Source organism: Symbiopectobacterium purcellii (assembly GCF_052050035.1).
Classification (GTDB): Bacteria; Pseudomonadota; Gammaproteobacteria; order Enterobacterales; family Enterobacteriaceae; genus Symbiopectobacterium; species Symbiopectobacterium purcellii_A.
In genome coordinates, this window is sequence record NZ_CP189882.1 from 2,846,938 (window position 1) to 2,858,783 (window position 11,846).

12 protein-coding genes are annotated in these 11,846 nt (G+C 43.5%); all 12 read left to right on the forward strand.

The genetic code is table 11. From position 1 onward, the window contains the following. Positions 1-4: 4 nt before the first annotated feature. The 12 genes from sctC to ACQGXV_RS19855 all read left to right on the forward strand — a co-directional run bounded on the left by sctC (position 5) and on the right by ACQGXV_RS19855 (position 11,813). Positions 5-1,774, forward strand: coding sequence for a type III secretion system outer membrane ring subunit SctC (sctC, locus tag ACQGXV_RS19800; RefSeq protein WP_440862861.1), 1,770 nt, complete (start codon positions 5-7; stop codon positions 1,772-1,774). Positions 1,775-1,846: 72 nt separating this feature from the next. Then, on the forward strand, positions 1,847-2,896 hold the full coding sequence (locus ACQGXV_RS19805) for an HrpJ domain-containing protein (protein WP_440862862.1): 1,050 nt from the start codon (positions 1,847-1,849) through the stop codon (positions 2,894-2,896). Positions 2,897-2,940: 44 nt separating this feature from the next. Continuing rightward, on the forward strand, positions 2,941-4,992 hold the full coding sequence (locus ACQGXV_RS19810; RefSeq protein WP_440867523.1) for an EscV/YscV/HrcV family type III secretion system export apparatus protein: 2,052 nt from the start codon (positions 2,941-2,943) through the stop codon (positions 4,990-4,992). A gap of 10 nt (positions 4,993-5,002) precedes the next feature. Further along, entirely contained in the window at positions 5,003-5,410 is a 408-nt protein-coding gene (locus ACQGXV_RS19815; protein WP_440862863.1) for a hypothetical protein, read from the forward strand. 16 nt (positions 5,411-5,426) lie between these two features. Continuing rightward, a complete protein-coding gene (sctN, locus tag ACQGXV_RS19820) occupies positions 5,427-6,722 on the forward strand; it encodes a type III secretion system ATPase SctN (protein WP_440862864.1) in 1,296 nt (431 codons plus the stop codon). Beyond that, positions 6,706-7,167 carry a hypothetical protein gene (locus ACQGXV_RS19825; RefSeq protein WP_440862865.1) on the forward strand — a complete coding sequence of 154 codons (462 nt, stop codon included), beginning with the start codon at positions 6,706-6,708 and terminating at the stop codon, positions 7,165-7,167. The genes sctN and ACQGXV_RS19825 overlap by 17 nt, the downstream gene beginning before the upstream one ends. Continuing rightward, positions 7,148-8,041, forward strand: coding sequence for a SpaN/EivJ family type III secretion system needle length determinant (locus ACQGXV_RS19830; protein WP_440862866.1), 894 nt, complete (start codon positions 7,148-7,150; stop codon positions 8,039-8,041). The genes ACQGXV_RS19825 and ACQGXV_RS19830 overlap by 20 nt, the downstream gene beginning before the upstream one ends. Next, positions 8,041-8,970 (forward strand): FliM/FliN family flagellar motor switch protein, encoded by a 930-nt coding sequence (locus ACQGXV_RS19835; protein ID WP_440862867.1) that lies wholly within the window; start codon positions 8,041-8,043, stop codon positions 8,968-8,970. Before ACQGXV_RS19830 ends, ACQGXV_RS19835 begins: the two co-directional genes overlap by 1 nt. Further along, positions 8,960-9,628 carry an EscR/YscR/HrcR family type III secretion system export apparatus protein gene (locus ACQGXV_RS19840; protein WP_440862868.1) on the forward strand — a complete coding sequence of 223 codons (669 nt, stop codon included), beginning with the start codon at positions 8,960-8,962 and terminating at the stop codon, positions 9,626-9,628. Before ACQGXV_RS19835 ends, ACQGXV_RS19840 begins: the two co-directional genes overlap by 11 nt. Beyond that, a complete protein-coding gene (gene sctS, locus ACQGXV_RS19845) occupies positions 9,625-9,879 on the forward strand; it encodes a type III secretion system export apparatus subunit SctS (protein WP_222158350.1) in 255 nt (84 codons plus the stop codon). The genes ACQGXV_RS19840 and sctS overlap by 4 nt, the downstream gene beginning before the upstream one ends. 11 nt (positions 9,880-9,890) lie before the next feature. Continuing rightward, positions 9,891-10,655 (forward strand): type III secretion system export apparatus subunit SctT, encoded by a 765-nt coding sequence (sctT, locus tag ACQGXV_RS19850; RefSeq protein WP_440862869.1) that lies wholly within the window; start codon positions 9,891-9,893, stop codon positions 10,653-10,655. 18 nt (positions 10,656-10,673) lie between these two features. Continuing rightward, positions 10,674-11,813: an EscU/YscU/HrcU family type III secretion system export apparatus switch protein gene (locus ACQGXV_RS19855; RefSeq protein ID WP_440862870.1), complete on the forward strand. Its 1,140-nt coding sequence runs from the start codon at positions 10,674-10,676 to the stop codon at positions 11,811-11,813. Positions 11,814-11,846 lie beyond the last annotated feature (33 nt).

Here is an 11,846-nt window from a genome sequence, read left to right on the forward strand (position 1 = left end):
TAAAATGGATTTTTATCTGCTAGGGATTGTTATAGGAATCAGCATGGTTTTTTCTGTATCGGGTGCCTTACCGATAGAGAGCATCACATCATATGATACAACAAACAGCAGAGACGCTTTTTCAGCCGATAACACAACGACTTATGTTGCTAATAATAATAGCGTCCAGCAACTTTTTTATGTACTTGGTGGGGTATTAAAAAAACCGGTTATTGTCAGTACAGAAGCGGCTAAAAAACGTATTTCAGGTAATTTTGATTTGACGAAACCACGCCAATTATTAAATGTGCTATCAAGTCGGATAGCCTTGATCTGGTATGACGACGGTAGTTCGATTTATGTTTACGATGTCAATGAGATGCAGAGTCGTGTCATCAAACTGGCCTATGCTTCGTTCAATCGCCTCGAAGCCTATTTACAATCGACGGGATTATATGACGATCGTTTCCCTCCTCGATCTCACAGAGGTTCCGGTTCATTTTATCTATCGGGACCACCTGTTTATGTTGATCTCGTGGCGGCAGCAGCAAAGTATATTGATAGTACTTACTCGCAGCCAGGTGCGGGAGAGAATGTTATCAAGGTAATCAAGTTGAGAAATACCTTTGTTAACGATCGGGAATTTTCACTGCGTGATACTCCAATAACTATTCCTGGTGTAGCAACAGTGCTCAATCAATTACTTAACAACAGACGGAACTATAATAGAGCAAAAATAGCGGTATCCGATGCACCAGATGCCATTGAAAATGATATGAGCTATGCCCAAGAGGGGGCATATGTTCGCCAAATGAAAAATTCACTCCCTTTATCTGGGGATAATTATGACCAGCGTGACCGTCAGGATGAGGTTTACAGCGGCGTAGAGCGTAATGCAATAAATATTGTGGCATATACTGATACCAATAGCTTACTGATCCAAGGGAGTGAAAAACAAGTCGCTTTTGTTGACGATCTTATTCGCGCTATAGATATTGCCAAACAGCAAATCCAACTCTCTCTATGGATTATCGATATCTCGAAAAATGATGTAGATGCCTTAGGGGTTGTTTGGCAAGGTCAGGCAGGTATAGGAAATGTTGGTATTAACTTTAATGGTGCTACAAGCGCATTGAATCCAGCAAACAGTATGAATTTTCTTACAAAAGTTACTGCGCTGGTTGAGAAGGGAAATGCACAAGTCGTTTCCCGGCCAGAGTTGCTTACCCAGGAAAATGTCCCTGCGTTGTTTGATAATAACAGTAGTTTCTACACCCGGTTATTGGGAGAGCGTTATTCATCATTAGAGAAAGTGACCTTTGGCACAATGATCAGTGTTATTCCTCGTTTAGGAAAACACAGTCAGGAAATTGAGATGATACTCAATATCCAAGATGGGAAAATACCGCAGGCTAATGGTGTGATGGAGAGTATTGACACGTTGCCTATTGTGAACAATACACAAATCAGCACCACGGCCCGTGTTCCGATGGGCTACAGTCTGTTAATTGGTGGCTACAGTCGCGAGCAGGATGAGTTGCGAAGTTCTGGTATTCCATTGCTGAAAGATATCCCACTGGTAGGAAAGCTGTTTGATTATACCTATACCAGCCATAGAAACATGGTACGACTGTTTCTTATTCAGCCACGCTTATTAGCATATGGCGAAACCTGGCAGGGGCGCTGGGAGAATAACCCGGTACTGGGGCGAAATCTTTCCGGTGAAGATACAGAAACATTGCAGTCAACCGTCACCATGTTGCGGCAATTTATGAACAAACGGCAAGGTATATAGATGGCGATACCTCCGCTTGGACGAGCAAGCCTCCAGCGAATGTATTTTCGAGAGGAGGACAACCGGTCAACGGTGCCTGCCACCAGTGAGGAAAGTGAGCGTCAGCCAGTAAAGAATCTGCAAGAGCAGATCAGTAATGCCGCCGAGGAATTTGCTGATGTGCTGAGTACATTCGGGCGTTTTAGCCGAATGGGCCGCAGGAACGACAATATTGAGAACGACTTTCTTTCTTCCATGTTGGAAGAGAAGGCCGACGAAAAGCATGATGCCTTGATTAAGCAAGTGTCCAGATTGTCCTTGAACAGGGATGGATTGTTGAAATATGGCAGAAGTCTCTTCCCTAATGACAGTGACCTGATGCTGGCATTACGTGAATTGATGCTTAATCGTCAACTTTCTGCGCTACAAAAGAAGAGAATAAAAGAGGCGATGGCCGAGCTCGAAAAGTTCTCGGATTGCCCAAAAATGCGCTCCGGCATAAATATTGGTCATCTTGCAAAACGTTTTAGCAGCATGGAAGGCCAACAGCACTTATCTGCTGGAGACTTGCGCGACTGTTACTTGCGTTTTTTAGAATTAGACCTGCCAGGCAGTTTTATCTATCAGGATTGGATAGAACAATACGGCTGCCATAACCGCCAGCGTTTATTGGCTTTTACCATGAATGCGCTCATTGCCGATATGAAATCAAGTGAGCCAGGTATCCATTTTGATGAATTTGGTCCGTTAAGCAATAGGTTATCTGATGCTAGAACGATTCACACTTTAGATTTACTGTTAAATGAACGATTTTCTACGCTGTCGTTTCGTGAGAGTTTAAAAAATGAAATAAAAATAATGGATGAAAGTGATATAGTCATTCTTTACCTGAATGGCATTATCGAAAGTCATAAGTTTGAAGGTTCTCTTCATAATTTTCACCATGATTTTATGCAACGTTTACGGTTAACACAGCGTGCCACGGTGATTCAGATATTAAGAGGGGTGTATAATAAAACACCAGAACGAATGTTCATTGATCCAGAGTGTCGGCAATACCTATTGGATTTTATTTCTGCGCTGCTGACGTACTTTCATGATAAAGATTGTCGGAAAGGGCCATGGTCTGATTACTACTCCTGATGTAAAGCATAACTACTTTGATATAGACATGATGCTGAAATATGATACTACAGAATTTTATTCTAGAGACTAGAAATCGTCCAGAACTCATTATTTTATTGATAATGATTCTTGTCGTCGTGATGCTGATTATCCCTTTGCCTACGTATGTGGTCGATTTTCTTATTGGTTTCAATTTGACAATGGCATTGATGATATTTTTAGGGTCATTTTACATTAATAGGATTCTGGATTTTTCATCGTTTCCTGCCATTTTATTAATCAGTACCATTTTTCGATTGGCGATATCCATCAGTACAAGTCGTTTAGTGTTGATGGATGCCGATGCTGGAGACATTATTTCCAGTTTCGGTGAGTTCGTGATTGCCGACAACCTCATTGTTGGCTTTGTTATTTTCTTTATCGTTACCATTGTTCAATTTATTGTTATTACTAAAGGTTCTGAACGTATCGCTGAGGTTGCGGCACGTTTTTCGCTTGATGCCATGCCTGGAAAACAAATGAGCATCGATGCCGATCTCAAAGCCGGAGTGATTGACGAAAATGAAGTAAGGCAGCGACGAGCAGTATTGGAGGCCGAAAGTCAACTTTACGGCGCACTGGATGGTGCGATGAAATTTATCAAAGGTGATGCAATCGCAGGGATTGTCATCATATTTGTTAACCTGCTGGGTGGCATTTCGGTTGGAATGATGCAACATGGAATGAGCATGTCGGCAGCGCTTTCAGTTTATACGCTGTTGACGATAGGTGATGCGTTGGTAGCACAGATACCCGCGCTCCTCATTTCCATTAGTGGTGGTTTGATTGTTACGCGTGTAAATAATAGCGAAGATACTAATCTGGGATCTAAGATCATTCAGGATATGTTTTCTAATAAATTCATACTGGTGGTTACCGGCGTTCTTGCCATCGCACTTGGCCTGTTGCCCGGTTTTCCATTAGCCGTATTTTTGCTATTGGCCGCACTGCTGTTTGGGCTCTATATCAAACACCGACGGGAAGAAAATCAACGGGGAGCGATGGCATCACGTTCAGATCAGAAAGAGAACGACATTGAAGAGAAGGGGAAACCTGTTGTGATCGACGGTGAGTTTATCCCAGAAACCATTCCTTTAATCGTTACCGTATTTTCTGGACATGAAAAAATAGTAGACCAATATGGTTTTTCATCGTATTTAAAACGTCATTTTTTTATCGAATACGGTGTGCGTTTACCTGATGTGGTGATGAACTATAAAAAAGACACACCACAAAATACAATAGTCATTTTAATTAATGAGATTGAGGCCGCCAGTTTCCCTCTTTTCCCCGGTATGCATAAGATTTTGCTACGCGGTGATGAATACCAGGTTCTGGACAGCAATGTGCAGGTTAATGAAGTAAATCAAGTAAAGACCTATTGGCTTCCCGAAGAACAATGCAAAAAAGCTCACGGCCTTGGATTCTATACGCGCAGCGCGCAGGATGAATTTTACGTCTGCGCATCGACGCTGCTGGCGAGAAATATTACCGAATTTTTCGGTATTCAGGAAACTAAAATACTGCTTGACGATCTTGATAAAAAATACCCAGAGTTGCTTAAAGAGTGTTACAGAAATAATACCGTTCAGCGTATCACTGAGGTTTTTCAACGTTTGCTACAAGAGCGCATTTCTATCAGGAATATGAGGTTGATTCTTGAGGCATTGGTACAGTGGGCTCCGAAAGAAAAGGATCCCATTATGTTAGTGGAGCATGTGCGTGGTGTGTTATCTCGCTATATATCAAACCGATTTTCTACGGAAGGAAAAATACGTGCATTTGTTATGTCACATGAGCTGGAAGCGGTGGTACGTAATGGTATCAGGCAAACGTCTGGGGGAACCTTTATCAACTTGCCTCCACCAGAAACTGAGCGAATTATGCATTGCTTAGAAAAAAGTATTCATGGCAACGGTGTTAATGCCAGAGATATTATTTTAATGGTGTCTCTTGATATTCGACGTTTTGTGAAAAAGTTGGTTGAAGAACGTTATCCTGAAATGGATGTGCTCTCATTTGGTGAGGTTTCACAAAGTGTGGACATCGATGTTATTGGTTTACTACAAAATTAACGGGTGAATTATGCAATATGATGTTGTTGCGTTGCTAACCGAGATTTTAGCAGAAGTGGGGATGTCAGAGGTTCTTGATAAAGATCTGAATAATCACTCTACGATATCGTTACATATGAAAGATGGTATCCCCACTATCCATATCAAGAGTAATGATGAGGAGATTTGGGTTTGGGCTCAGTTGGGTGAAGTCAATCTTTCTACCTTGTGTTATTGCAGCGCCAATCTATTTCCATTGTTATTGGCTCACAATGAAGAGGCCTTTCATGCAGGGCAACCGTGTTTGTACCAGATTGATAATAGTTTAGATCTGCGTGCCCAGGTAAAAGAAAAACATTGTGAATCAGCGTCCGCGTTTATGGAGATGCTGGATACCTTTTTAACGGTGTTGCAGCAGTATCGCACAGCCTTAAATTAATGACGGGAGTGCACCCATGGTTGCGCAACACTTTGTCCATCTTGCCCACCCTGTAAGAATTCAGGGAAACGTAATAGAGGCCTATTTACCGGGTACTTATATTGGCGAGGTGTGTGAGGTACAGCGTTCCCTTCAGGATTCAACAAGAGTGGGTCTTGCACAAGTTATTGGCTTTAACCACGAATATACGCTGTTAAGCCTGCTAAATGATAACCAGGGTTTTTCTCGTCGCAATGTGCTCTATCCGACGGGTAAACCGTTTAAGATTGCGCTAAATGACAATGTTGCTGGCGCTGTGCTTGATGCGATGGGAAATGTCCGCGCGAGGCTGGATGGCAACGCGTTGCGTGATTCTGGCGTGACGCAAGTGCTGGCAGTACAGGGCGAGCCCAAAGATTTTACCCAGCGCATGCCTATTGATACGCAACTGAGGACGGGCGTTCGTGCTATTGATGGGTTACTCACTTGCGGTTTGGGGCAGCGCATAGGTATTTTCGCCTCTGCCGGCAGTGGCAAAACATCGTTGATGAGCATGCTGATTGAACATTCTGAGGCGGATATTTATGTTATTGGGCTGATTGGCGAACGTGGACGTGAAGTTACCGAGTTTATCGAAACGCTGAAGCAATCTCCGCGCCGTTCACAAGTGGTATTGGTTTACGCCACATCGGACCGATCGTGTATTGAGCGCTATAATGCCGCACAGATAGCGACACGGGTGGCAGAATATTTTAGCGCCAAAGGGAAGCATGTCCTGCTGTTTATTGATTCAATAACCCGCTATGCGCGAGCGTTACGTGACACAGCACTCAGTATGGGAGAAATGCCCGCTCGTCGCGGTTATCCCGCCTCTGTGTTTGAAGCATTACCCAAACTGTTAGAGCGACCAGGGCGCTTTCAGCAGGGATCAATAACGGCCTTCTATACGGTATTGATTGAGAATGAAGAGGAACCGGATGTTATTGGTGATGAAGTCCGTTCTATCCTCGATGGACATATTTATTTGAGTAAACGATTGGCTGCTCAAGCGCATTATCCAGCGATTGATATTTTACAAAGCATTAGTCGTCTTTTTTTTCATATTACGCAATCAGAGCAGCAGCGTGCCGCAGCACGTTTTCGAGAATTGCTTTTTCGGCAACAAGATATGCAACTGTATCTGGACTTGGGCGAATATCAAGCTGGAGAGAATGCTGAAAACGATACTGCCCTGAATAAAAAGGAGCAGATGGCAGATTTTCTCAAACAGGACATGATGCAGAAAATCGAGATCACCGCGTGTTTGGATAACCTTTATGCATGCCTGGCGTAAAGGAAATGCTTTTTTAGCTTTACTGGAGCATAAAAAAAATCGTGCCGGGCATGATAAAAAAAAGAGTGAAGCGCTATTGGATGAGTTTTGTCACATCATTGCACAATGCGATAAGGAGTATGAAGCAATAAGCATGGAGATTGCTCAGTTGATGCCGCCAGGGGTGATTAGTCGCAGCAAAATGTATCAACGCATTCGGCAGCAGGGTGTATTGATGAGTAACCAGCAAGATATTGCTCAGCGCATTATTGATTTGCAGAATGATGCTGATATAGAAAAACAAAAAATTGAACAATGTCAGCGCGTGATAATGGGGTGTGAAAAAAGACACAGCAATATTTCACGCTATCTTCACCGTTTACGGCGTAACCAACTTCAACGTGCCGATACCAATACTGAAAATGATATTGAGGAGAGAGTAAGTTATGGAGATAAAATCGGGTGATGCACCAATAGAAACCCAGACTTCATCGGAAACCGACTCTGAAAGTGAAATATCCCTCGAGAGAATAGCAGAGAAAAAGAAAAACAATGAAACACAACCTTCAAAGACGATTATGTATCTTCATTATTACACGCCCATTTTGTATGACAAGCCGTTGAGCTTGAAGCACAACGGCGCCTTATTGCAAGAAAAGGGAAAAAAACAGGTGTTGCACGATCAGGACATGCATCGGCGTGATTTACCTGTTTCGCACACCAGAGCGTATCGCGCTGCAGTACATGATGGGGCACCCATCGCGGTCAATAGCATGACATTACCAGCCACTGAGCAATCCGGCGTCGTTCCCTTTTTTGAGCAACGGGCCAGCATAGTGTCTGACAAGGTGTCTGATAGGGCTGATCCTGCCACACGATTTGACGCCTCCCGTGCTGTCGATATGCAGCCTTCGGCGGAGTCTGTGCCTGCGGTTGGCCCTGCGCATGACACCAGAGGGCACTACGACACATCCCGTCCACCCGCTAAAGCACTTCACACACAGCGTAATGAGCTCATGAACACCGCCTTTAGCACGATTACAAAACGCGAGAGATTGAATACGCTGCGCCTTGGTGACTCTCATGACGATCAAACGGTGCGGATCAGTTACCCATTTCAACGCTGGTTTGGTGATCATTCTGTCAAGGTGACGTTACGGCGTGACAGCTTGTTCGAAAGTGCAATGGTTCTGCAACCGTCAGATGTGCGCGCTTCCGATGCGTTAGCCCGGCAACTTGGTCACTGGCCAAACCAAACGCCGCACATTCTCCTTCCCGATAACGCCGGAGATGAACAGCAGCAAGGCCAGCAGCAGAAAGAACAGGAAGAGGAACAATAATGAATGTGCGGGAGCGGTTGCGTCAAAGGCCCCGGCAGTCGCATGCCGCCGGGGAAATAACCCTGACTATTCCGGGCAGTGAAATGGCACTACCCAGTCCCTCGCGTCGTTACCTCAGTCTCGATTTGGAGGATGAGGAACAGAATTTTGCCCAGGCATGGGTTGATGCTGATGAATGGGCTGCGGCGAGCGTGTGTGAACTGCCCGGTATTGCGTGGGAACAGGTGCCGCTTGGCTATCTTTCTCGTTGGCTGTGTCATCACCAACCTGATTGGTGGGTGGCCAATAAACGGTGGGTAATTCAACACGTCGCTATTCCAGCAAGTCCGTTGCCGGTATCTGTTACGCGTGTACCTGCCAGGCCCTGTTCATTGCTCTGTTGCGACTGGCCAGAGGACCAAGATCAGACGCTATTGATTTCCCGCCCCTGGCTTGAACATCTTCCTTTTAGCCTGCGCTATAGGTTGGGCAGTACCCGCTTGCCACTGGCGCAATTGGTGGCGATGGGCAAAGGCGATTTGATGCGTATTGAGCGCTACGATCCCATGCTGCTTATTGAGCATTGCCCAATTGCACATTTTTGTTTAACTCAGGACTTGGAGGTTTTTGTGGAGGAATTTTACATCGCAGATTCAGACGATGCGCTACGCGACGAAGATGAAATAACATTTGAATGGATGAATTTGCCCATCAATATTGAGTTTGTATTAGACAGTGTGTCGCTCACGGTCGGCGAATTGGATAGTTTGCAGCCAGGTGCGCAGTTACCGTTAAATAGCAATGCGGAAAAAAAGATCAGAATTTATCTCAATCGCAAGCTATTTGCGCGCGGTGAGTTAGTTGTACTGGATGACGGCTCATTGGCTGTAGAGGTAAACAGTATGAACGGCACAGCCGTAGGGCAAACGGACGCAATATATGCTGAGTAATGATGTTTCACTAATTATACTGCTCTCATTCTTTACATTGTTACCTTTTGTTATTGCCGGTGGAACCTGTTTTATAAAATTTTCTATCGTACTTATCATGGTTCGTAATGCATTGGGGATTCAGCAAGTACCTTCAACGTTGACACTGAATGGCATAGCATTAATCATGACTGCCTTTGTTATGATGCCAGTCACTCAAAACATACTGAAATTTGTTGAGCGAAATAATATCAATTTTAATGATACGCAGTCAGTCGATTTGTTTATGGATCAAGGGTTAGGTAGTTACAAAAACTATCTGGTGCATTATTCCGACCGCGATCTTATTTATTTTTTCTACAATGTCCAGCAAGGTGACAAGGATAACGCCCTTCAATTGGAGGAGCATGAAGTGGAATCATTGCCGTTGATGACGCTCATGCCAGCCTATGCGTTGAGTGAAATTCAGAGCGCTTTCAAAATTGCCTTTTATCTCTACGTGCCATTCGTTGTTATTGATATGGTAGTTTCCAGTATTCTTTTAGCGCTTGGAATGATGATGATGAGCCCCGTCACGATCTCTATCCCGATCAAGTTGATTCTATTCGTCGCAATGAATGGCTGGAGCTTGTTAACCAAGGGGTTAATTACCCAATATACAGAACTTATGACATCATGAATAATATCCTCTTTGTTGGAAATAATGCATTATTGTTGGTGCTTAAATTAACGGCTGTTCCTATTGCTTTTGCGACTGCAGTAGGGATTGTGGTGGGTCTATTTCAAACAGTAATGCAAATACAGGAACAAACATTGCCTTTCGGCGTAAAGTTATTGGCCGTATTTGCCAGTTTGTTCATGCTGATTGATTGGTTTTCAGCAGAGATGCTCTATTTCTCATACCAGGTGTTTTCAATGGCTTTTCAGTGAGAAATAACATCATGTTATTCACTAATCTTTTTTTGTATTTTCAACATAATGTCATGGTTTTAATGCTTGCCTACGCTCGAATGGCGCTTGTTTTTTATATGTTACCCATTTTAGGTGAGCGAGTATTGGCGAATCTTATTGTAAAAAACACCGTAATATTCCTTGTGATTATTGGCTTATGGCCCTGCGTTGAGGCGAGTCCCGTTACTGGTCTGGGGGGCGGCATTTTGTTGGTAAAAGAGCTCGTCGTGGGGCTGGTTTTAGCCGTAACGCTTTGCCTGCCTTTTTGGATGGTGATAGCGCTGGGTGAACTCATCGATAACCAACGCGGTGCGACGATAAGTGATAGCATCGATCCCGTGCACGGTGTTCAAGGTTCCATTATCTCTGGTTTTTTCAATTTTGCCTTTGGCGCGATCTTTTTTGCCCATGGCGGTATGCGTTTGCTGGTTGACGTATTGTCAGCAAGCTACCGGGTATTGCCCAAAGGCAGTGAATTGACTGAGATGAACATTAACGAAACCGGGCAGTTATTATTGCTACTAATGCAAGGTAGTATCATGCTAGCGGCACCGGTACTCATTGTCATGATGTTGTCAGAAGTATTGTTAGGTGTTTTTTCGCGTTATTGCCCACAGCTTAATCCGTTTTCACTCTCGCTGACCATCAAAAGTGCCATCGCTTTTGCTGTCTTTTTGCTCTATGGTTTCCATTCATTTACTGAAAAACCATTACCTCTTTTTTCTTTACAGGCGTTTCAACGCTTTTTTATTTGACGCCAGGGAGCAAATGATATGGCTGAGAAAACAGAAAAACCGACGGAAAAGAAAAGGCGTGATTCAGCAAAGAAAGGGCAAACCTTCCGCAGTCGTGATCTTGTTGCAACGGCAGTATTAATTTCAGGTATTTTTTTCCTGGGAAGTGGTCTGGATTTTGGTCCACTTATCGACCTCTACAGTGCTGCTTTATTATATAATGATAAGATGACTGTTATTTGGTATAGCACTCAATTGGTTCTGGTTTTATTACAGATGTGTTTGCCTTTTCTCATCCTGTGTATCGTCGTCGGGTTTGCTACAACATTATTGCAAACGAAATTTTCAATAGCTTCTGAAGCTTTGCGTTTGAATTTCAAGGCACTCAATCCCATTGAAGGTTTTAAACGGATATTTAGTCTTAGGACTGCTAAAGATTTTGTGAAATCATTTTTGTACCTGGGTGTATTGTTTGGCACTTGCTACACCCTCGTTGTTAATGAATTGAAATATATACTTTCAGTTTATCATGGCACCCTTATGCAGTTAATTACTTATTGGGTGTCGGTTACCATAAAAAGCATATTGCTCTTTTTTCTCTGGTCGTTGCTGGTTTTGTTGGCGGAATTCATTGTTGAATACTTTCTCTATATCAAAGAGATGAAGATGGATAAGCATGAGGTAAAACAAGAGCGAAAAGAGTTGGATGGCAATCCTGAAATCAAGCGAGCCCGACGTCGCGCACATCACGAAATTCTCTCAAGTGAAGAACGAACCGCCATTCGAAACTCAGAGGTGATGATGGCGAATCCAACGCATATTGCGGTCGCCATTTATTTTAATATGGATGTGGCTTATTTTCCGTTTATCTCTTTACGGTGCTCAAACATGAAAGCGCAGGCGGCAATTGCCTATGCGGAAAAAAAAGGAGTACCGGTTGTTCGTGACGTGAAATTGGCAAGGAGACTTTATAGTAGCTACACTACATACAGCTTTATTTCAATAAATGATGATGCACTTATGGCTGTTATGGATATATTGATATGGTTGCGTCGTGTTGAAATTGAAGAATTGGATGCTTTTGACAGTAATAATGATGGTGCTGAATTTGAAGGCGAGATTTCTCAAGAAACGCCATTGGAAGATTCAGGAGGGGAGTTATGTGATAAGAAACAATAGTATGTTTTTTTTGTACCCGTGCTTCATTAGGGA